This window comes from Rhodoplanes sp. (assembly GCF_013377085.1).
Classification (GTDB): Bacteria; Pseudomonadota; Alphaproteobacteria; order Rhizobiales; family Xanthobacteraceae; genus Rhodoplanes.
The window spans coordinates 60,045-80,330 of record NZ_JACAAX010000026.1 but is presented as its reverse complement, the minus strand read 5'-3'; the positions used below and the strand labels follow the sequence as shown (position 1 = coordinate 80,330).

General features: G+C 68.9%; 18 protein-coding genes. 4 read left to right on the top strand and 14 right to left on the bottom strand.

Annotated elements, in window-relative coordinates:
* Positions 1–43: 43 nt before the first annotated feature.
* Both HXX10_RS18135 and HXX10_RS18130 read right to left on the bottom strand, forming a co-directional pair.
* Entirely contained in the window at positions 44–751 is a 708-nt protein-coding gene (locus HXX10_RS18135) for a response regulator transcription factor (protein ID WP_296524201.1), read from the bottom strand.
* Positions 752–917: 166 nt separating this feature from the next.
* Entirely contained in the window at positions 918–1,421 is a 504-nt protein-coding gene (locus HXX10_RS18130; RefSeq protein ID WP_296524200.1) for a MarR family winged helix-turn-helix transcriptional regulator, read from the bottom strand.
* Between the two features lie 241 nt (positions 1,422–1,662).
* Between HXX10_RS18130 and HXX10_RS18125 the strand changes: the two genes are divergently transcribed.
* Entirely contained in the window at positions 1,663–2,553 is an 891-nt protein-coding gene (locus HXX10_RS18125; RefSeq protein WP_296524199.1) for a branched-chain amino acid aminotransferase, read from the top strand.
* A gap of 190 nt (positions 2,554–2,743) precedes the next feature.
* Here HXX10_RS18125 and HXX10_RS18120 read toward each other — a convergent pair whose 3' ends face one another.
* The 5 genes from HXX10_RS18120 to HXX10_RS18100 all read right to left on the bottom strand — a co-directional run bounded on the left by HXX10_RS18120 (position 2,744) and on the right by HXX10_RS18100 (position 7,661).
* Positions 2,744–3,223 (bottom strand): molybdenum cofactor biosynthesis protein MoaE, encoded by a 480-nt coding sequence (locus HXX10_RS18120; protein ID WP_296524198.1) that lies wholly within the window; start codon positions 3,221–3,223, stop codon positions 2,744–2,746.
* A 220-nt stretch (positions 3,224–3,443) separates the two neighbouring features.
* Positions 3,444–3,695, bottom strand: a complete 252-nt coding sequence (moaD, locus tag HXX10_RS18115; protein WP_296524197.1) for a molybdopterin converting factor subunit 1 — start codon at positions 3,693–3,695, stop codon at positions 3,444–3,446.
* A gap of 2 nt (positions 3,696–3,697) precedes the next feature.
* Positions 3,698–4,330 (bottom strand): CDP-diacylglycerol--glycerol-3-phosphate 3-phosphatidyltransferase, encoded by a 633-nt coding sequence (gene pgsA / locus HXX10_RS18110; RefSeq protein WP_296524207.1) that lies wholly within the window; start codon positions 4,328–4,330, stop codon positions 3,698–3,700.
* Between the two features lie 52 nt (positions 4,331–4,382).
* Complete coding sequence (uvrC, locus tag HXX10_RS18105; RefSeq protein ID WP_296524196.1) at positions 4,383–6,653, bottom strand: excinuclease ABC subunit UvrC; 2,271 nt, start codon at positions 6,651–6,653, stop codon at positions 4,383–4,385.
* A 231-nt stretch (positions 6,654–6,884) separates the two neighbouring features.
* On the bottom strand, positions 6,885–7,661 hold the full coding sequence (locus HXX10_RS18100; RefSeq protein ID WP_296524195.1) for an SDR family oxidoreductase: 777 nt from the start codon (positions 7,659–7,661) through the stop codon (positions 6,885–6,887).
* Positions 7,662–8,075: 414 nt separating this feature from the next.
* On the opposite strand from HXX10_RS18100, the gene HXX10_RS18095 reads away from it, so the two are divergent.
* Positions 8,076–8,693: an outer membrane protein gene (locus HXX10_RS18095; RefSeq protein WP_296524194.1), complete on the top strand. Its 618-nt coding sequence runs from the start codon at positions 8,076–8,078 to the stop codon at positions 8,691–8,693.
* A 655-nt stretch (positions 8,694–9,348) separates the two neighbouring features.
* On the opposite strand, the gene HXX10_RS18090 is transcribed toward HXX10_RS18095, so the two are convergent.
* The 6 genes from HXX10_RS18090 to HXX10_RS18065 all read right to left on the bottom strand — a co-directional run bounded on the left by HXX10_RS18090 (position 9,349) and on the right by HXX10_RS18065 (position 16,549).
* A complete protein-coding gene (locus HXX10_RS18090) occupies positions 9,349–9,561 on the bottom strand; it encodes a cold-shock protein (protein ID WP_111421988.1) in 213 nt (70 codons plus the stop codon).
* A gap of 222 nt (positions 9,562–9,783) precedes the next feature.
* Positions 9,784–10,623 (bottom strand): 23S rRNA (adenine(2030)-N(6))-methyltransferase RlmJ, encoded by an 840-nt coding sequence (locus tag HXX10_RS18085; RefSeq protein ID WP_296524193.1) that lies wholly within the window; start codon positions 10,621–10,623, stop codon positions 9,784–9,786.
* Between the two features lie 238 nt (positions 10,624–10,861).
* Positions 10,862–11,467, bottom strand: coding sequence for a hypothetical protein (locus HXX10_RS18080; RefSeq protein WP_296524192.1), 606 nt, complete (start codon positions 11,465–11,467; stop codon positions 10,862–10,864).
* Between the two features lie 255 nt (positions 11,468–11,722).
* Positions 11,723–12,433 carry a ribonuclease T2 gene (locus tag HXX10_RS18075; RefSeq protein WP_296524191.1) on the bottom strand — a complete coding sequence of 237 codons (711 nt, stop codon included), beginning with the start codon at positions 12,431–12,433 and terminating at the stop codon, positions 11,723–11,725.
* A gap of 217 nt (positions 12,434–12,650) precedes the next feature.
* Positions 12,651–13,988 carry an NCS2 family permease gene (locus HXX10_RS18070; protein WP_296524190.1) on the bottom strand — a complete coding sequence of 446 codons (1,338 nt, stop codon included), beginning with the start codon at positions 13,986–13,988 and terminating at the stop codon, positions 12,651–12,653.
* Positions 13,989–14,446: 458 nt separating this feature from the next.
* Positions 14,447–16,549 (bottom strand): alkyl sulfatase dimerization domain-containing protein, encoded by a 2,103-nt coding sequence (locus HXX10_RS18065; protein WP_296524189.1) that lies wholly within the window; start codon positions 16,547–16,549, stop codon positions 14,447–14,449.
* A gap of 422 nt (positions 16,550–16,971) precedes the next feature.
* Here HXX10_RS18065 and HXX10_RS18060 point away from each other — a divergent pair, with 422 nt between their 5' ends.
* Positions 16,972–18,369: a cytochrome ubiquinol oxidase subunit I gene (locus tag HXX10_RS18060; RefSeq protein ID WP_296524188.1), complete on the top strand. Its 1,398-nt coding sequence runs from the start codon at positions 16,972–16,974 to the stop codon at positions 18,367–18,369.
* Between the two features lie 14 nt (positions 18,370–18,383).
* The gene (gene cydB, locus HXX10_RS18055; RefSeq protein ID WP_296524187.1) at positions 18,384–19,385 is read left to right on the top strand and encodes a cytochrome d ubiquinol oxidase subunit II; all 1,002 of its coding nucleotides are present in this window, start codon (positions 18,384–18,386) and stop codon (positions 19,383–19,385) included.
* 107 nt (positions 19,386–19,492) lie between these two features.
* On the opposite strand, the gene HXX10_RS18050 is transcribed toward cydB, so the two are convergent.
* A complete protein-coding gene (locus tag HXX10_RS18050) occupies positions 19,493–20,284 on the bottom strand; it encodes an N-acetylmuramoyl-L-alanine amidase (RefSeq protein WP_296524186.1) in 792 nt (263 codons plus the stop codon).
* Between the last annotated feature and the right edge of the window lie 2 nt (positions 20,285–20,286).

Genomic DNA, 20,286 nt, shown 5'->3' with positions numbered 1-20,286 from the left:
CCCGGAATGACGGACTCTCCGGATCGCACGCGGTCGCGATGTCTCATGTCCCCACCACGAGCCGGTAGCCGATCCCGCGCACCGTCTGAATCAGCAGTGGATTGGCCGGATTGATCTCGATCTTGCGGCGCAGGCGGTTGACCTGAACGTCGACGGCGCGCTCGCCGGCGGCGGCGCCGGTGCCGGCCAGCGCCAGGCGCGTGACGGTCTCGCCGGGGGCGGCGGCGAGCAGCCGCAGCATCTCGCGCTCGCGGTCGGTGAGGTGGATGATCTCCTCGCCCTTGCGCAGCTCGGCGCGGGCGACGTCGAGCACGAAGGGGCCGAAGCGCACCTGCTCGGGCGCCGGCGCCGCCACCGGCTGGGTCCGGCGCAGGATCGAGGCGACCCGCAGCGACAGCTCGCGCGGCTCGAACGGCTTCACCACGTAGTCGTCGGCGCCGGTCTCCAGCCCGTCGATGCGGTCCTGCTTCTCCGAGCGCGCCGTGAGCATCAGGATCGGCACGCTCGATCCGGTGCGGATCGAGCGGGCGAGCTCCAGCCCGGTCTCGCCCGGCATCATCACGTCGAGGATCAGGAGATCGAAGGAAAGGCCGCCCAGCTTGGCGCGGGCGTCGGCGGCCGACTCGGCCGTGGTGACGCGATAGCCCTCGGCCGCGAGATAGCGCGACAGCAGCATGCGGATGCGACGGTCGTCGTCGACGACCAGCAGGTGCGGGGCGTCGTCCGGAAGCGTGGCTTGCGGCTCCGTCATGCCGGTCTCCTGGCTTGGAGCATGATCTTTCCCGAAAGCCGGTTCCCGCTTTGCGGGATCATGCTCCGGAGCACGATGACGTCGCGTCGAATCGTCGTCACGCTCCAGCTCTTTGTCGAAGCATGTCCTTGTCGCAGGATCGGGGTCCACTTTTGCGGGACATGCTCTAGCGGCGGGGGCGCGCGCCCGTCGCCCGGTCGACGAAATGCAGGGCATCGGCGCGGCCGCCCGCATCGATCATCCCGACCAGGAAGCGCCGTGCCGCCGCATGGGCGTCCGGGCCGAGATCGGCCAGCGCCCGGCGAATACGCCGGGTCTGCTGGGTGGCGAGGCGCAGCGCCAGCGCCTCCCCCTTGGCGGTGGCGAACAGCCGGCGCTGGCGGCGGTCGGTCTCGCCCTCGCGCTGCTCGATGAAGCCCTCGTCGACGAGCTGCTTGAGCACGCGGGCGAGCGACTGCTTGGTGATCCGCAGGATGTCGAGGAGCTCGGCGACCTTGAGGCCGGGATTGCGGGTGACGAAGTGCAGCACCCGGTGGTGCGCCCGGCCGAACCCGAAGGTCGCCAGCACCGCGTCGGGGTCGGCGACGAAGTCCCGATAGGCGAAATACAAAAGCTCGATGATGTCCCAGATCGGCTCGTCGGCCGGCGCGCCGCCGGCGCCCTGATCCATGCTCAAAGGGCGGGGCGGCGTTGCTCGGACATTTATGTCAGCCATGTTGACATATTTCGGTTGGATTGTTACTTGAATGGCCGGGTTCGCGAAACGATCGTGCTCGCCGCGACCCGGTTGCCTTGCCGTCCCAGGCGCGCTCTCATGACCGCGCGAACCATATCGGGAGTTCCGGCACGACGCAAAGCAGCGGCACGTCCGCGGGGGCGCGCTCGGCGCGACCCACAGTTGGGAGATTGCCATGGGCATTCCATTCGACAAGTTCGACGGCGTCATCTGGTACGACGGCAAATTGGTGCCGTGGACCGAGGCGACCCTGCACGTGCTCTCGCACGGCCTCCACTATGCCAGCGCCGTGTTCGAGGGCGAGCGCGCCTATGGCGGCCAGATCTTCAAGTGCACCCAGCACTCCGAGCGGCTGAAGCGCTCGGCCCAGACGCTCGACTTCGAGATCCCGTGGTCGGTCGCCGAGATCGACGCGGCCAAGCGGCTGGTGATCGAGAAGAACAACTTCTCCGACGCCTATGTGCGGCCGATCGCCTGGCGCGGCTCGGAGATGATGGGCGTGTCGGCGCAGGACAACACCATTCACCTCGCGATCGCGGCGTGGCAGTGGCCGAGCTATTTCACGCCCGAAGAGCGGCTGAAGGGCATCCGGCTCGATCTCGCCGAGTATCGCCGGCCCGACCCGAAGACGGCGCCGTCGCTCGCCAAGGCGGCCGGCCTCTACATGATCTGCACCATCTCCAAGCACCGCGCCGAACGCCGCGGCTTCGCCGACGCGATGATGCTGGACTGGCAGGGCCGCGTCGCCGAATGCACCGGCGCCAACATCTTCTTCGTCAAGGACGGCAAGATCCACACGCCGATCGCCGACTGCTTCCTCGACGGTCTCACCCGCCAGACCGTGATCGAGATCGCCCGCCGGCGCGGCATCGAGGTGGTCGAGCGGCGCATCATGCCGGACGAGCTGAAGGGCTTCACGGAGTGCTTCGTCACCGGCAGTGCCGCCGAGGTGACGGCCGTGTCGGAGATCGCCGATTGGCGCTTCACCCCGGGCGCCATCACCAAGCAACTCATGGAAGCCTACACGGCCGAGACGCTCGCCAAGGGCAAGGCCGCGGCGGCGTAGGTGGCTGTCGTTCCGGGGCGCTGCACAGCAGCGAACCCGGAACCACGGCGAACCGACAACGGTCTTCACAAGCCCCGACTCGTCATTCGCGGGCTCGACCCGCGAATCCATCGCCTGAAAAGAGCTTCGTTCGGAGGTCGATGGATCGCCGGGTCACGCCCGGCGACGACGCTGATTGCGGGGTGACGCGTCAATCCTGCGAGCCGGTCGCCGTGCCGGCCGCCGCCCACCGGGCCGCGGCGGCATCGTCGTCGGCCTTGGCGGTGACCCAGCCGGCCTCCTCGGGCCCCTCCTCCTTCTTCCAGAAGGGCGCCCGGGTCTTCAGGTAATCCATCAGGAACTCGGCGGCCGCGAAGGCGTCGCCGCGGTGCGACGACATGGTGACGACCAGGACGATGTCGTCGCCCGGCACCATGCGGCCGTGGCGGTGGATGACGGTGACGCCCATCAGGGGCCAGCGGGCCTGCGCCTCGACGACATGGCGCTCGATTTCGGCCTCGGCCATGCCCGGATAGTGCTCGAGCGTCATGGCGGCGACCGGCTTGCCGTCGTCGGCGCCGCGGCAGATGCCCGTGAAGGTCACCACGGCGCCGATGTCGGTGCGCCGGCCGATCAGCGCCTTCACCTCGGCGGCGGGATCGAAGGGCTCGCGTTGGATGCGGACCGTCATGGGGTCGTCCTGTTCAGTGGTCCGCTTGTCCCCGCAAAAGCGGAATGGGACGGACACATTGCTCATCTTGCCGGGAGCGTCATGCGCGGGCTCGACCCGCGCATCCATCTTTCTTCGCAAGAACTTTTTCGCAGGGCGATGGATCGCCGGGTCGAGCCCGGCGATGACGGCCGTGGATTCGGGGGGATGGTGCCATGACGGCGCCGTCGGCAGCCCGGCCTCACCCGCCCGTCATCGGCGGGAAGAAGGCGATCTCGCGCGCCCCGGCGATCGCCGCCTCGGGCCGGGCATGGGTCTGGTCGAGGGCGGCGCGGATCACCCGACGGTTCTCGAAGGCGTACGCATAGGCCTCGTCACGGCCGGCCAGCCACTCCATCAGGTCGGCCACCGTGGCGACGCCGGCGGGGGGCTCGACCGTCTCCTCGGCCTTGCCGACGCGCTCCCGCACCCAAGCGAAATAGAGAATCTTCATGGCTATTCGTCGATCAGGTGATGGATGCCGGCGCGAAAATAGTCATAGCCGGTGTAGAGCGTCAGCAGGGCCGACACCCACAGGAGCGTCAGCCCCGTGAAGGTCACGAGCGGGAAGCCGAGATAGACCGAGGTCATCACCACCGCGTCGCCGGCATCGCCCGCCAGCAGGAAGCCGATGGCGACGAGCTGCAGCGAGGTCTTCCATTTGGCGAGCCGCGTCACCGGCACGCTGACCCGCAGCTCGGCCAGGTACTCGCGCAGGCCGGAGACCAGGATCTCGCGGCACAGGATGATGATGGCGGCCCACAGCGACCAGCCGTAGATGGTGTGGTCGGCGGCCAGCATCAGCAGGCAGGCCGACACCAGGAGCTTGTCGGCGATCGGGTCGAGCATGCGGCCGAAGCTCGACTGCTGGCCCCAGGTGCGGGCCAGATAGCCGTCCAGGAAGTCCGTCACGGCAGCCGCGACGAACAGGATCAGGGCGACCCAGCGCAGCCAGACGCCGCCCTCGAGAATGATCTGCCCGTACATGCAGGCGACCACCAGGGGCACGGCCACGATCCGCCCATAGGTGAGCAGATTGGGCAGCGAATAGGGCCTTGCCGGCAAGGGGCGCGAGGTCGCGATCTCCATGGCCGACAAGATAGCGTCTGCCGCCGTCCACTAACAGCCTGCACGATGCAGATCAGCCACGGCCGGAAGAATCGTGGAAAAAGTCGTGAATCCGCCGCGCCGTCTCGTCGCTGACCCCGGAAACATGGGCGAGATCGGCCAGCGAGGCGCGCTCGATCGCCTTCAGGGTGCCAAAATGGCGCAGCAGCGCCCGTTTTCGTGCCGGCCCGACCCCCGGGATCTCCTGCAGGCCGGCCTCGCGGATGTCGCGCTTGCGCCGCGCCCGGTGCGATCCGATCGCGAATCGGTGCGCCTCGTCGCGCAACCGCTCGACGAAATAAAGCACCGGGTCGCGCGGTGGCAGGCGGAAGGGCTCGCGCCCGGCCATATGGAAATGCTCGCGGCCGGCGTCGCGGTCCGGCCCCTTGGCGATGGCGACCAGCGGCACATCGGTAATGCCGAGCGCCGCCAAGGTCGCGGTCGCGGCGGCGAGCTGACCCGGCCCGCCGTCGATCAGCACCAGGTCCGGCCAGGGCGACTCGGCCGGCTCGGTGTCCGGATCGGGTGCAGGTGCGGGGTCCGCGGTCGAGAGTGGAGGCGTCTCGGCTGGAATCGAATCGCTGCTGCCCCCCACCCCCGACCCCTCCCCGCCACGAGCTTCGCTCGCGGGGGGAGGGGAGCCCGAGGGGCTCGTGTCTGGTGGGGTCCTGGTGTCTGGTGGGGTCGAAGGAGCGAGGAGCTGCGGCTCCCCTCCCCCCGTTCGCGCCAGCGAATGGCGGGGAGGGGTCGGGGGTGGGGGGCTCTTCGGCGCATCCACTTGCACGTCGCCCGCGGCATCGACCGCCACCCCCTCCCCCAGCAGCCGCTTGAAGCGGCGCTCCAAGACCTCGCGCATCATGCCGTAGTCGTCGCCCGGCTGGAGGTCGGCCGAACGGATGTTGAACTTGCGGTACTGGCTCTTGCGGAAACCCTCGGGGCCGGCCACCACCATGACGCCGACCGGGTTCGAGCCCTGGATGTGGCTGTTGTCGTAGATCTCGACCCGCCGGGGCGGCCGGGGCAGCCCGAAGGTGGCGGCGAGCGCCTCCAGGAGCCGCTGCTGCGAGGCCGTGTCGGCGAGCTTGCGGCCGAGCGCCTCGCGGGCATTGGCCGCCGCATGATCGACCAGCTCCTTCTTCTCGCCGCGGCGTGGCACGGCGACCTCGATGCGGCGCTCCGCCTTGAGTGAGAGCGCGTCGGCCAGCAGCCGGCCCTCCTCGATGTCGTGCGACAGCAGCAGCAGCCGCGGCACCGGCTTGTCGTCGTAGAACTGGGCCAGGAACGCGGCGAGCACGACCTCGGGCGACAGCGTCCGGTCGGCCTTGGGGAAATAGGCGCGGTTGCCCCAGTTCTGCCCGGCCCGGAAGAAGAACACCTCGACGCAGGAGTAGCCGCCCTCCTGGTGGATGGCGAAGACGTCGGCCTCCTCGACGCCGCGCGGATTGATGCCCTGGTGCGACTGGATGGCGGCGAGCGCGGCGAGGCGGTCGCGCAGCACCGCCGCGCGCTCGAAGTCGAGCTCGGCCGCCGCCGCATCCATCTCGTGCGCCAGATCCTCCTTCACGGCGCGGCTCTTGCCGGACAGGAACGCCTTCGCCTCGCCGACCAGCACGGCGTAATCGCCATGCGAGATCTCGCCCGTGCAGGGGGCCGCGCAGCGCTTGATCTGGTGCAAGAGGCAGGGCCGGGTGCGGCTCTCGTAGACGGCGTCGGCGCAGGAGCGCAGCAGGAAGGCGCGCTGCAGCGCCGTGATGGTGCGATTGACGGCGTTGACGGCGGCGAACGGCCCAAAGTAGTCGCCGGCCTTGTTGCGGGCGCCGCGGTGCTTGGCGATCTGGGCCGGCAGGCCGTCGGCCGTGATCAGGATGTAGGGGAACGACTTGTCGTCGCGCAGCAGGACGTTGAAGCGCGGCCGCAGCCGCTTGATCAGGTTGGCCTCGAGCAGCAGCGCCTCGGTCTCGGTGGCGGTCGAGACGAACTCCAGCGCCACCGTCGCGGCGATCATCCGGGCGATGCGGGTGACGTGGCCGGTCGGCCGCGCATAGGAGGTGACGCGGCGGCGGATGTCTTTTGCTTTGCCGACATACAGGACCTCGCCGCCGGCCCCGATCATCCGGTAGACGCCGGGTGCCGCCGGCGCGAGCTTGGCGTGGTGGGCGATCACGGCGCGGCCGGAGGCGAGCGTGCCTCCCTCGGCAGCCGACAGGTCCGTCTCGGCGTCGGCCTCCGGCAGGTCCGGCAGGCCCGCATCCTCGTCGTCGGCCGGCTCCAGCTCTGGGTCGATGGTCTGGTTGGACTTCGGCATGGGGCTCATATGGGTGGGTGAGCCCCTCTTCGCGGTGGGGCGTGTCGAAAAGAGGGCGTCTGTGGCTCTCGACCTCTCACCCGGGACGACGAGGCGGTTCCGCCGTCGTGCTCCGCGGAGGCGGAGCACCCAGTACGCCGCAGCGGCTCGGAAAAGACAAAAGCGGCCGGTGGATACTGGGTCGCCCGCCGGCGCGGGCGACGACGACGGAGAGGACGTGAGCCGCCCCCGCTACTCCTCCACGCCGATCGCGTCCAGGGTCTGCCAGGCGAGCCGCTGGCCGCCGTCGACCGCGATGGTCTCGCCCGTGACGCTGCGCGCCCCGGCCAGATAGAGCACCGCGTCGGCAATCTCCTCCGGGCTCGGCCCCCGCCCGAGCGGCACCGCCCGGGCTTGGCGGGCGAAGGCAGCGGCGTCCTGGCGCGGGCTCGGCAGGGTCGGGCCCGGCGCCACCGCGTTGACGCGTACGCGCGGCGCCAGCGCCTGGGCGAGCGTCGTCGTCGCCGTGTGGAGCGCGCTCTTGCTCAGCCCATAGGAGAGGAAGCGCGGGGTCGGCTTGTAGACCCGCTGGTCGATCAGGTTGACGATCGACGCGTCGGCCCCGGACGGCGCCTGCGCCGCGAAGGCGTCGGCGAGAAAGATCGGCGCCCGCAGATTGACGGCCATGTGGCGGTCGAACACGGCGCGGTCGAGGCCGCCGATGGCGTCGTTCTGAAACTCGGACGCGTTGTTGACCAAGAGCGTGAGGGGGCCGACCGCGTCGGCCGCCGCCCCCACGAGGCCGAGCACGGCGGCGTGGTCGGCGAGGTCGGCCGTGACGGTGCGGGCCCGGCCGCCGGCGGCGACGATCTCGGCGCACAGCGCCTCCGCCTCGCCGGCCGAGGCGCGCGCATGCACGGCGACCGCATAGCCGGATCTGGCGAGCGCACGAACGATCTCCCGGCCGATGCGCTGCGCCCCGCCCGTCACCAGGGCGGCACGGATCGGCGCGGACGCTGCGGCAGGCATGGAAGCAATCACGGTTGGGCGATCACGGTCGGACGATCATGGCTCGGCGAGCCGCTCGCACGGTGCGGCGGTGCCGGCACTGTGGTGGGTCGATCCGGACTTGGCAACCGGGCGACACATCGCACCGCCGAGGGATCCGCCGCGGAGATACGGCCGACGCGCGCTCCCGCCGTTAACGATCGGCTAGCACCGGTAAACGAGAGCTTAAGCTTAACGGGCGGTGCCCCAGCCCGAGCCCGGCCCAGGTAAGGAAAGCTTTACTCAAACGCCGCGATAACTTGAAACACGAAATTATCCATTTTTCGCCTTCGGCCGGTCCTTCGGGATCCACGATGGCGGGCGACAAACCTGCCCGATGCGGGGGTCGTCCCGACCACAAGGCTCGAGCCGGAGGCGGACGGCGTGGAGGCAAGAATGAAGAAGACCACGATGACGGCCGGACTGATCGCCGCGACCCTGCTGGCGACCCCGACCGGCGCGGCCGACCTTCGCTATGGCGCCCCCTATCAGCAGCCGCCCCCCTATGCCGCCGTCCCGACCTGGACGGGCCCCTATGTGGGCGTCAATCTCGGCTACCAGTTCGGCTCGTCGGCCCTGAGCACGAACCCCAGTGGCTTCGTCGGCGGCCTGCAGGGCGGCTACAACTACCAGATCGGCCAGTTCGTGATCGGCGCCGAGACCGACTTCCAGTTCTCGGGCGCCGAGGACACGTTCGCAGCCTACAAGTTCTCCAACCCGTGGTTCGGAACCCTGCGGGCCCGCGCCGGCTTCGCCATGAACAACATTCTGTTCTATGGGACCGCCGGCTTCGCTTATGGCCGCGGCGAGGTCCAGTGGCTCGGCTGGACCGAGAACAAAACTCTCACGGGTTGGACGGCCGGCGCCGGCATCGAGGTGGCGTTCACGCCCAATTGGAGCGCCCGCGCCGAATATCTCTATGTCGACCTCGGCAACGAGACCTACACGATGACCGGCCTCAGCGCCGGCATCGAATCCAGCATCGTCCGGTTCGGGCTGAACTATCGGTTCTGACGCGCGGCCCCTCGGCGTCCTTCTCGACCGACGATCACGCTCCGGCGCTCCTGCGCCGGAGCGTTTTCTTATGGCCCACGGTGACGTCGCCCGATCTCTCTGCGGCTGGCGTCGCGGCGGCGAGCCGCACGATCGCTCGCGTCCCGGCAGACGGGGTCGTCGCGCTGCCTCGGTTCACCTGCCGAAACAGATGCGAGGTCCGCCATCGACGTGTAAAGCCGCGGAACCGCGAACGCCGGCGCCTGCCGGCGCAGCAACGTGATCAGATTCATCGCTTTGTGGTAATTGCGCTCTCAAACACCGAGGCAGCCGTCGTCGCCGAGCCGTGATGGCCTATTCACGCCCACCGACCAAGTCCGCCGACCAAGTCCGCCGACCGACTGCGCCTCCGAAAGAGACGCGAGATCAAGACCCGCGAGACCGGAATACAGGACAAGGACAAGGGGCGTCACCGTGCAGACCGGAAAACCGGTTCCGGACACATCGACAACCCTCTATATCCTGATCTGAGCGCCCGGAACTTGATCAGATCAAGGTCTGATCACGTCGCAACCCGGCTGCGGTCTGAGATGTCCGTCAGGCGCCGATCGTGTCCCGTCCCTGCGCGCCCCGTCCCTGCACCACGGCTGGCGACCCGTCCGGGCCGCCTTGGTGGTCAGGAGATGACGAGATTGACGGCCTTGGGCCCCTTCCCCTTCTTGTCGGGCTCGACGTCGAAGCTGATCCGCTGACCTTCGTTGAGCGACTTCAAGCCCGCCCGCTCGACGGCGGTGATGTGCACGAACACGTCGCGACCGCCGTCGTCCGGCTTGATGAAGCCATAGCCGCGCTCGCCATTGAAGAACTTGACCGTACCCGCCATTGCCATCGGGACACTCCTATCCCCATGCTGTTCGGACGTCGGCCCTCACGGCACGACGCCGTGGCCGGACATTCGATTCCGGAGGACGTCGGCATCAGGACGTCACCGTCCTTTCGCCTCGGTCGCTCGTGGTCCCCCGCAGGAGACGGAACGTCAGAGCCCCATCAAACACTAACATAGAGGTTGCGAGCCAAAAAGAGGAAGCGCGTCTGCATTGCGACAACTGCGTCATCTGACAGCGATCTGATCGAGACGTGATTTTGCACCGCCCCCGCGCGCCAGCACCGGCACCAGCCAATCGAGCAGAACGGCGAACTCGTCGGCGACCCGCCAGGGCGGATTGATCAGCACGAGGCCGCAGGCGCGCAGCACCTCGTCGTCGCCGCCGACATCGATCTCGACGCGCAGCAGCTTGGCGATGCCGGCCGCGGCGAGCGCGTCGACGAAGGCGTCTGGCCCGCGGCGCTCCTTGACCGGATACCAGATCACGTAGACGCCCGTCGGCCACTTGCGGACGGCGTTCACGATACCGTGTGCGAGATGAGAGAACTCGTCGGACCGCTCGAACGGCGGATCGACCAGCACCAGACCGCGCCGCTCCTTCGGCGGAACATAGGCCTTGAGTGCTAGCCAGCCGTCGATGGCGACGGCCTTGGCGCGCGCATCGCGACCGAGCACGTGCGCCAGCGCGGCAGCGGCGGCGGGCACCAGCTCGCAGGCGGTGAGCCGATCCTGCGGCCGCATCAGCCGCAGCGCGAGCAGCGGCGAGCCCGGATAGCGCGGCGCACCGCCCGAGCAGAGTGGCGCGACGACGTCGAGATACGGCGCGAGCAGCGCGGCGATGTCGGGCGGGATCGTCGCGCCGAGCAGCCGGCCGATGCCGTCGCGCCATTCGCCGGTGCGGCTCGCCTCCGGTCCGGCGAGATCGTAGAGCGCGGCGCCCGCATGGGTGTCGATCACCCGAAAGGGCGTCGGCTTGTCGCACAGGTGAGCGAGGACGCGGGCCAGCACGACGTGCTTGAGAACATCGGCGAAGTTGCCGGCGTGAAAGGCGTGACGGTAATTCATGGACGACGGCGCCGGAGCATCGACCCGCGACCCACACGGGAGCGCCAGGCGGGCCGGCGGCGCTCCGCGCTCCTCTTCGCATGGCGCGGCGCGTCTGCCCACCCGGCACTCGCGCATGCGCCGGGCTCGCGCGGCGCGAGACGGCGCTGCGCCGGATCGCTTCGCGAGCTGGTGTCGACGGGAAACAGCGTCGGCGCGGAATGGCGTCAGCGCGGAATAGCGTCAGCGCGGAATAGCGTCAGCGCGGGACTGCCTGGCGCAGACCGAAGGTGTTGCGCGGCGTGACGGGCGGACGGGCCGGACGCGCCGGCGGCAACCGCACGACCCCGGCCGGCACGGCCGCGGCATTCGCCGCGGCACCGGACGCCGGCGACATCGCATCGCCCGTCGGCGCATCCAGCGCCGGGGGCGTCGACCCGGCGGGTGGCCGGCGGGCGATGCGGTCGCACACGGACACGCCGAAGCGGATCGCCACCAGCAGCGCGGCGGGCAGGCCGACGAGATGCAGGCCGACGACCGCGAAGGCGAGCAGTCGCACCTCCGGCTGGGCCGCCGCCGAGAGGACGACGGCCGGCGCCCACACGGTGCTGGCGAGGACGCCGTTGACGAGATCGGCGACGACCTCGAGCCTGGCGCCGGACGTGCAGCTCCAAACGACCAGGTCGGACAGCGATTCCAGCCGGCAACCGGCACCCGACCCGAGCAGCGTCGGAGCGTGGTCGAGCGTCCACCAGGTGACGCCCCACAGGACCACATAGGCGAGCCCGACCTGACGGATCGCCAGCCGCGCATCGTCCTCGAAACGCCGACGGATCGCCCCGTGCTGCGAGATGACCTGCTTCATGATGCTCCGCTCTTGTCGGGTGCATCATGGCCCAGCCCGCCTGACCCGGCGGTTTTGCCCGCATCGCCAAGTCGAGCGGATAAGTCGCGTGCTTTGCGCAGGCCGCGTCAACGCGGCGGAAACCATGCGGGGATACGGGCTGGCAGAGCCGCGCCGTGCCGCAGTGAGCCGCACGAGCCCATCGACGGCGCGGAGCTCGCCGCGGCGCGCCCGCCGCGGCAGCCCTCGCCGACCGCCGTTTCGGTCGACGCCGCGCTAGCCGCCGCGCACCGGCGGCATCGACAGGTGGTCGCGCCGGCAGGCGCGGCGGTCGACCTCCGGGCAATCGCGAAAACCGAGCTCGCGGGTGAGGCAGATGCGCACCTCGCTCAGCCGGTTGCGGCTGCAGCCGACCGCGATGCCGGCCCGGTCGAGTCCGGGATTGGCCTTGACGAACGCCTCCTCGACCTCGTCGGGCGTCACGGTCAGGGCCGTGGTCGGCTCGAGATAGGCTTCGGGGATTTTGATCACGGCGCGCGCCTTGCGGACCGTCTCGAAAAAGACGCGGGGCGGCAGTCCCGAGCAGACGCCGTGGCGGTCCCATTCGTGGAACACGAGCCGCGGGCTCGGCATCAGGTCGAGCATCGAGGAGACGATGTCGCGGTTGAGCCGCGGCGCCGGCACCTGGCAAAACTCCGGGAAGCCGCGGTCGTATTGCGGCCACAGGCCGTGCACCACGAACGAGAAGGGTCGCGGACCGCATTGCGGATCCGGCCGGCCGCCGCGGTTGCCATCCCCGTTGCGCCGCTCGGCCGCGCCCTCGCAATAGGACGGCGACCACGACAGCGACAGGACGAAGAAATCGAACTGACCCGGCTCGTTCTGCCGCCGGTCCTGCGCCGCCGCGGGATCGACCGCCGAGACGCTCGCGCAGACGACGAGCCCCGTGAGGGCGACGAGCGCCGCCCGGAGAAAACGCATGCTCATGTGACGCCCCCGGAACAGGACAATCCCTGATGTGAATGGATCAATCGTACACGGCCAAGAGGAACAATTCAAGAACAACAATACGCTCCGGAGCCTCATGACGCTGCTTTCGTGGCGAGCTGCCGTAGGGTGCAATGAGCGGAGCGAATTGCACCGCCGACACCCGGTTTTTTTTTCGGCGCAGTTCGCATCGCTCACCGCATCCTACTGCTGCGCCCTACTGCATCGCGAATTTCAGCGCGAACAGCAGCGCCAGCACCACCACGGCCGGGGTCGCCTGGCGGAAGCGGCCCGATACGATCTTGGCCGCCGCATAGGTGATGAAGCCGAGGCCGATGCCGGTGGCGATCGAATAGGTCAGCGGCATGGTGACGGCCGCCACCACGGCGGGCGCGTACTCGGTGACGTCGTCCCATTCGAGCTCGGCGAGGCCGCGCGTCATCAGGCAGGCGACATAGAGGAGGGCCGCCGCCGACGCATAGGCCGGGATCATGCCGGCGAGCGGCGCGAAGAACAGCGCCAGCAGGAACAGCACCGAGACGAAGGCCGCGGTGAGGCCGGTGCGGCCGCCGGCCGAGACGCCGGCCGCGCTCTCGATGTAGCTCGTCGTCGTCGAGGTGCCGATCAAGGCGCCGAACATGGCGGCGAAGCTGTCGGCGATCAGGGCCTGCTTCATGCGCGGGAGCTGGCCGTTCTCGTCCAAGAGCCCGGCCCGGTGGGTGACGCCGATCAGCGTGCCGGCATTGTCGAACACGTCGATGAACAGGAAGCTGAACACCACGATCAGGAAGGTCTGCTCGTGGATGGCCGAGAAGTCGAGCTGCAGGAAGGTCGGGGCCAGCGACGGCGGCATCGAGACCACGCCGGAGAAGCTGGTGAGCCCGAGCGGCAGCCCGACCAGGGTGACGGCCAGGATGCCGATCAGCGTACCGCCGAGGACCTTGCGCGAGTTGAGCGCGGCGATCAGCACGAAGCCGGTGAGGCAGAGGATCGCGGCGGGCACGCGCAGATCCCCGAGCGTCACCAGGGTCACCGGATGGGCGACGACGATCTTCGACTGCTCCAGCGCGATGATGCCGAGAAACAGCCCGACGCCGGCCGAGATGGCGAGCTTGAGATTGCGCGGAATCGCGTTGATCACGTATTCGCGCAGCCGGAAGATCGACAAGAGGAAGAACAGCACGCCCGAGCAGAACACGGCGGCGAGCGCCTGCTGCCACGAATACTTGTAGGTGAGGACCACCGTGAAGGCGAAGAAGGCGTTGAGCCCCATGCCGGGGGCGAGCGCCACCGGATAGTTGGCGTAGAGCGCCATCACCATGGTGCTCACCGCGGCGGCCAGGCAGGTGGCGACGAACACGGCGCCCCTGTCCATGCCGGCATTGGCCAGGATCGTCGGGTTGACGAAGACGATGTAGACCATGGTCAGGAAGGTCGTGACCGCGGCGATCGCCTCGGTGCGCACCGTGGTGCCGCTCGCCGTGAGGCCGAAATATCGGTCGAGGAACGAGGCGCCCTGCGGCGCGGACTTGTCCGGTGCGGCGGCGTCGGTCATGACGATCCCCCCTGCTGGGCCGGCGCGGCGACCGGCGTGGCCCTGCCCCATCCCGCATTGCCGGGGCGTGCAGACATGAACGCCGTCCGTCAAGCACCGCATCGCATGGTCCGCGACGAGGGCCGTATCCGGCGGCCGGTGTCGCAGATCGGTCGGGGCCGAAGGCCCTTCCTTCTCCAGCGGCGATCGATATTTAGCAGGCCGTCGGCGCCGAGCAAGCGCGGTTCGAACGGCACGGCGGCTTCACCTCGGCATCCACCCCCGTATCGGGCCGCAGGCCGTGCGGGTCGCCGCCGGCGCGCTGTCGAGCATGCCAGTCTTCGCAAGTTCCTGCTCGTCATGCGCGGACTCGACCCGCGCATCCATCGCCTAAAGCGAAGAGCTTCTTTCGAAGCTCGATGGATTGCCGGGTCGAGCCCGGCAATGACGATGAAGGCCGCGAACAACGACGACTGGGATCACTCCGAGATCGTCTGCCGCAGGATCGCCTGGTACGCGTCTGCCTGGGCGACCGCCGCGGCCGGCCGTTTCGTCCCCGGCATGATCTCGAAACGGGGATCGAAGACGACCATGGTGGCGGCGAGCCTCTGCAGCACGCCGATGTCGCCCTGCACCTTCGCGGTCCCGTCGGCGATCTGCGCTTCGAGCGTCTTGGCGCCGGCCATCACTCGCTCGAGATCGGAGCGGTTGATGGTCAGCGTGAGGTCCGCCTTCTCGGCCTGATAGCCCTGGATGTTGGTCAGCGTCGCGTTGTCGAGCTCGACGATGAACCTCTCGCCGTTGTCCGGCGTGACCAGATTCATGGTGAAGCGCAGGCCCTCGGCCTTCCGGGCATCCATGCGGATGCCGAGGAAGTTCAGGAACAGCTCGGTCGTCATCGCCCGGATCACGTCGGGGCCGCTCGAGCTGGGGGCCTCGCCTTGCGGAATGCCGGAGCGCAACTCGTAGGCCGCCGCCAGGAAGCTGTTGCGCAGCCCGGGGTTCTCCTGCTGGTAGCCGAGCTGCTCGAAGATGTCCGCCAGCAGCTCCTTGGCCGGCTGATTCTGCGGCTCGGCCTGCACCAGCTTGTCGACGATCTCCGAGGCGAGCTTGTACTGCCCCTCGTCGTGCAACTGCCGGCCGCGCGCCATGATCGGCGCCGCACCGCCCATCATCTCCACATAGAGCGGCGCCGACTCCGAGGGCGAGAGCGGGATCAGGCTGGTCGGATTGCAGTCCCAGAAGCCGAGGAAGCGCTGCACCACGCCGCGGCTGTTGTGCTCGGGCGAGCCGTGATAGCCGCGACAGTACCACTTGTCCTGCAGCCCCTTCGGCACGGTATAGACGTTGTGGATCTGGTTGATGGTGACGCCCTGGTTGGCGAGATGCAGCACCTGGTTGTTCATGTTGGCGTAGAGGTCGCGCTGGCCGCGCAGCACCTCCTGGATGCGGTCGTTGCCCCAGCGCGGCCAGTGGTGCGACGCGAACATCACGTCGGCCTGCACGCCGAAGCGATACAGCGCCTCGGCGATGTATTTCGACCAGCGCAGCGGGTCGCGCACCGGCGCGCCACGCAGCGTGTAGATGTTGTGCAGCGTCGCGTTGACGTTCTCCGCCATCCACAGCGCCTTCATCCCGGGGATCCAGGTGTTCATCTCCGACGGGGCCTCGGTGTTCGGCGTGTTTTGGAACACCATCGGCACGCCGTCGACCTCGATGTCCTCGATGTCCCTCTCGACGATCCGGGTGGGCGGGATGAGGCCCGAGGCGCCGGCGGAGACGCGCTGACCCAGGCCCTGCCCGACATAGCCGTGCGGCGCGGTCGGAAGCAGCAGGCCGTATTGGTAGAACAGCCGCCGGTTCATCACGTTGCCGGCGTAGACGTTCTCCTCGACGGTGTGGCGCATGAAGTCGCGCGGCGCCAGAATCGGCACCTTCCCGGCGCGCACGTCGGCCTCGTCGACGATGCCGCGGATCCCGCCCCAGTGGTCGCCGTGGTTGTGCGAGTAGACCACGGCGGTGATCGGCAGACCTTCGCCCCGATGCTGCTGGAACAGCTTCCACGCGGCGCGGGTGATCTCGCCGGAAACCGCGACGTCGAAGACGATCCACCCCGTCCGGCCCCGCACGAAGGTGATCTGGGCCAGGTCGAACCCGCGGATCTGATAGATGCCCGGGATGACCTCGTAGAGCCCGTAATTGTTGTTGAGCCGGGAGATCCGATGCAGCGACGGGTGGATGCTGTCGAACTCGTCCTGCTGGTCGAGGAACTGGAAGCTCTCCATGTCCCAGGCGACATGGCCCGCATCGGCCATGATCTTCATGTCCGGCATCCTGGCGATCAGTCCACGGCGGTTCTCGTCCAGATCGCGCGTGTCGCCGAACGGCAGGGTCGCCTTGGCCTTGCGCAGGATCTCGATCGTGTATTTGGAGGGAGCCTTCCCCTGCGGATGGAAGTGGCCCTTCAGGGGGGCCGCGGTCTGCGCGCGGGCCGGGCTCTCGTCCAGCACGACACTGCCGGCGACCGCGAAGGCCGCGCCTGCCGACGGAAGAGCCTGCACGAACTCGCGCCTGGTGGTCATGAGATTGTCACTCCGCTCGAGGTGCGGGCCGAGAACGTCGGCCCGTGGTGTTTTTGTCGTCGGCCTTCATTTGCCAGAGGACGCACGGGTGTCAAGCAATGGAAGCACAAGTCAAATCATGTTGTCCGAGCGGCATTCCCGAGCGGGCGAGGTGATCGCGCAGGTCCGGCTCCGATCGCCGCCGCCGGCGCGCAGAACGCCCAGACGGCGGGGCGACGCCTGGTTCCCGTCGGCCGGCGGACGGGCGCCCATCCCGCGCAGGTGACGCGCCGCGAACCGGGGAGTACCATCCTGCGTTCGTGCCACGCGGCGGCCTAGCCCGGTCTCGGTCGTGCTCGCGTCGCTCCGGCCGCTCGGCGGCCCTCCGCGTGGCCTCCTCTCGGCCGCGCCCGCCCCCGATCCGGAACTCCGGGAAAGACCCGATGGACTTCGACCCCCTGCTGCTCGCCCGCCTGCAATTCGCCTTCACGATCACGTTCCACATCATCTTCCCGAGCTTCACGATCGGCCTGTCGGCCTATATCGCGACGCTCCTGATCCTGCGGCTGCGGACCGGCGACGCGCGCTATGCGCGGCTCGCCCGGTTCTGGACCCGGATCTTCGCCGTCTCGTTCGCGCTCGGCGTGGTGTCGGGGCTGGTGCTGTCCTATCAGTTCGGCACCAATTGGAGCCGCTTCTCGGTCGTCGTCGGCAACGTCATCGGCCCGCTGATCGGCTACGAGGTGTTGACCGCCTTCTTCCTCGAGGCGTCGTTCCTCGGCATTCTGCTGTTCGGCGGCGAACGGGTGTCGCCCGCCGTGCACGCGGCCTCCGCCGTGATCGTGGCGACCGGCACGGCCATCTCGGGATTCTGGATCCTCTCCGCCAACAGTTGGATGCAGACGCCGGCCGGGCACGCGATGATCGACGGCGTCGCCCATCCGCAGGACTGGCTCGCCATCATCCTCAACCCGAGCTTTCCGTACCGCTTCGCCCACATGATGACGGCGGCCTATCTCACCACGGCCTTCGTGGTGCTGGCCGTCGGGGCCCGCTGGGTGCTGGCCGAGCGGCATTACGACGAGGCGCGCATCATGGTGCGCATGGCGGTCGGCATGATCGCCGTGCTGGCGCCCCTGCAGGTGATCATCGGCGACCAGCACGGGCTCAACACGCTGAAGTACCAGCCCGTCAAGGTCGCCGCCATGGAGGCGCATTGGGACGGCAGCAAGCCGGGCGACTTCCACGTCTTCGCCTGGCCGGACGAGAAGGCCGAGACCAACCGGTTCGCGATCTCGATCCCGCGCGGCTCCTCGCTGATCCTCACCCATGATCCGGACGGGCTCTTCCCGGGCCTCACCAGCGTGCCGCCGCAGGATCGCCCGCCGGTCAAGAACGTCTTCTTCGCCTTCCGCATCATGCTGGCGGTCGGCGGCGCCATGGTGCTGGTCGCCATGACGGGCGCGGTCTTGTGGTGGCGTGGCGCGCTGTTCACCACGGGCTGGTTCCTGAAGGTCGCCTCGCACGGCTGGTGGCTCGGCTTCGTCGCCATCGTGGCCGGCTGGACCGTCACCGAGAGCGGACGCCAGCCCTGGATCGTGAGTGGAATCCTCCGCACGACCGACGCCACCTCACCGGTGCCGGGCGGCAGCATCGCGGCGACGCTGGCGCTGTTCATCCTGGTCTATGGCGGCGTCTTCTCGATGGGCATCTATTTCATCAACCGGCTGCTCGCCCGCGGCCTCGTCGGCGGCGCCAGTCAGCCGCCCGGGACCGGCACGCCGCTGCGGCCGCAATCCGCGGCGCGCGAGGCGGGCCGCGGCGTCCTCGGTCAAGGCTGAGCGGAGCAATGCCCATGGTACTCGATCTTCCGACGATCTGGGCCGCCTTGCTCGGCACCGCGGTCGCCCTCTATGTGGTGATGGACGGCTTCGATCTCGGCATCGGCCTGCTGTTCCCGTTCGCCGCCAACGAGCGCCAGCGCGACCAGATGATGGCGTCGGTCGCGCCCTACTGGGACGGCAACGAGACCTGGCTGGTGCTCGGCGGCGGCGGCCTGCTGGTCGCCTTCCCGCGCGCCTATGCCGTGATCATGCCGGCCCTCTATCTGCCCGTCATCGCCATGCTGCTGGCGCTGGTGCTGCGCGGCGTCGCCTTCGAGTTCCGCGCCCCGCAGGCCGACACCACGGCGGCCTGGAGCATCGCCTTCTTCGCCGGCTCGGCGCTCGCCGCGTTCTGCCAGGGCGTGATCCTGGGCGGTTACATCCAGGGCATCCATGTGGAGAACGGCGCCTTCGCCGGCGGTCCGTTCGACTGGGCGACGCCGTTCGCGGCGCTGTGCGGGCTCGGCGTGATGGCCGGCTATGCGCTGCTCGGCGCCACCTGGCTGATCATGAAGACCGAGGGCGCGGTCGCCGACCTCGCCCGCCGGCAGGCCCGCGTCCTCCTCGTCGTCGTGATGGGCTTCATGGTGGCCGTCTCGGTGTGGACGCCGCTCGCCTTCGCGCGCATCGAGGCGCGCTGGTTCTCGGCCCCCAACATCTATGTGCTGTGGATCGTGCCGGTCGTCACGGCGGCCGTGGCGGTCACGGTGTGGCGGGCGACCGAGCGGCGCGACTGGGTGCCGTTCGTCGGCACGGTCGGGCTTTTCCTGCTCGGCTATCTCGGGCTGGCGATCTCGACCTATCCGTATGTGGTGCCGCCCGTGCTGACCATCTGGGACACGGCGGCGGCGCGCTCCAGCCAGATCTTCATGCTGGCCGGCACCGTCGTGCTGCTGCCCATCATCCTCGCCTACGTCGCCTATGTGTACTGGCTCTTTCGCGGAAAAGTCCGCGAGGACGAGAGCTATCATTGAGGTTCGATGCGGCGCCGGCCCGTAGGGCGCAATGAGCGGAGCGAATTGCGCCGAAAAACCGTCTCGTAGAAAGCCGGCGCAATTCGCTCCGCTCATTGCGCCCTACGTCACTTCCGCTCCGCGCAAAAGCCCTGCACGGCGGACAAGACCGCGGCCGCGACGACGTCCTGCCGCGCGGGCGTCGCCAGCAAAATCTCCTCGGCGCGGTTGACGATGACGCCGGCTTCCAGGAGCACGGCCGGCACGTCACTGTCCTTCAGCACGATCAGGGCGTCGTAGCGGAACACGCCGGCGTCGCGGTCGAGCACCTCGCGTCCTTCGCCCGGGATCGCCTCGGCGTGGTGCATGGTGAAGGGCAGATTCTTCGCGCGCAGCGCTGCACCCAGCGTCTTGGCGAACGCCAAGCTCGCGTCAAACTGCCGGTTCTGTTGCGACACGAACAGCGACCAGCCGGCGAAGCGGTCGCTGTAGATCCGCTCCCGGCCCTCGAACCGCCACTGCGCGTGGTAGCGCGACTGCACGTCGTCGTGATGGATCGACAGCAGCAGATCGGGTTTTTCGGCGTTCGCCGCCTTGGCCCGGGCGAGGAGCTGCTTGCGACCGCTGCCCCGCACGACCAAAAGCCTGGTGCGGACAAATCCGCCGTCGCGCAGCGCCCGCTCGATGCGCTTCGCCAACCGCAGATTGAAGACGTGCTCGGCGACGCCGCGCGCGCTGGTGGCGCCCGGCTGGTCGACCGTGTGGCCGACATCGAGCATCACGCGGAAGCTTTCGGGCTTGCAGGCGGGGGCCGGAGCGTTCGGCACAGGATCGTCGGCCGCAAACGACGCCCCGCCGAACGCCACCGCCAGCACGGCAGCGACAAAGGGGTAGCGCCAGTCCCGAAGAAATTTCGTCACCC

Coding starts and splice junctions, on each gene's coding strand:
- HXX10_RS18135 (WP_296524201.1), bottom strand. CDS start 751: ATGACGGAGCCGCAAGCCACGCTTCCGGACGACGCCCCGCACCTGCTG.
- HXX10_RS18080 (WP_296524192.1), bottom strand. CDS start 11,467: ATGAAGCAGGTCATCTCGCAGCACGGGGCGATCCGTCGGCGTTTCGAG.
- moaD (WP_296524197.1), bottom strand. CDS start 3,695: ATGAAGATTCTCTATTTCGCTTGGGTGCGGGAGCGCGTCGGCAAGGCC.
- uvrC (WP_296524196.1), bottom strand. CDS start 6,653: ATGCCGAAGTCCAACCAGACCATCGACCCAGAGCTGGAGCCGGCCGAC.
- HXX10_RS18130 (WP_296524200.1), bottom strand. CDS start 1,421: ATGGATCAGGGCGCCGGCGGCGCGCCGGCCGACGAGCCGATCTGGGAC.
- HXX10_RS18065 (WP_296524189.1), bottom strand. CDS start 16,549: ATGACCACCAGGCGCGAGTTCGTGCAGGCTCTTCCGTCGGCAGGCGCG.
- HXX10_RS18120 (WP_296524198.1), bottom strand. CDS start 3,223: ATGACGGTCCGCATCCAACGCGAGCCCTTCGATCCCGCCGCCGAGGTG.
- HXX10_RS18100 (WP_296524195.1), bottom strand. CDS start 7,661: ATGCCTGCCGCAGCGTCCGCGCCGATCCGTGCCGCCCTGGTGACGGGC.
- HXX10_RS18085 (WP_296524193.1), bottom strand. CDS start 10,623: ATGAATTACCGTCACGCCTTTCACGCCGGCAACTTCGCCGATGTTCTC.
- HXX10_RS18125 (WP_296524199.1), top strand. CDS start 1,663: ATGGGCATTCCATTCGACAAGTTCGACGGCGTCATCTGGTACGACGGC.
- pgsA (WP_296524207.1), bottom strand. CDS start 4,330: ATGGAGATCGCGACCTCGCGCCCCTTGCCGGCAAGGCCCTATTCGCTG.
- HXX10_RS18060 (WP_296524188.1), top strand. CDS start 16,972: ATGGACTTCGACCCCCTGCTGCTCGCCCGCCTGCAATTCGCCTTCACG.
- HXX10_RS18075 (WP_296524191.1), bottom strand. CDS start 12,433: ATGAGCATGCGTTTTCTCCGGGCGGCGCTCGTCGCCCTCACGGGGCTC.
- HXX10_RS18095 (WP_296524194.1), top strand. CDS start 8,076: ATGAAGAAGACCACGATGACGGCCGGACTGATCGCCGCGACCCTGCTG.
- cydB (WP_296524187.1), top strand. CDS start 18,384: ATGGTACTCGATCTTCCGACGATCTGGGCCGCCTTGCTCGGCACCGCG.
- HXX10_RS18070 (WP_296524190.1), bottom strand. CDS start 13,988: ATGACCGACGCCGCCGCACCGGACAAGTCCGCGCCGCAGGGCGCCTCG.
- HXX10_RS18090 (WP_111421988.1), bottom strand. CDS start 9,561: ATGGCAATGGCGGGTACGGTCAAGTTCTTCAATGGCGAGCGCGGCTAT.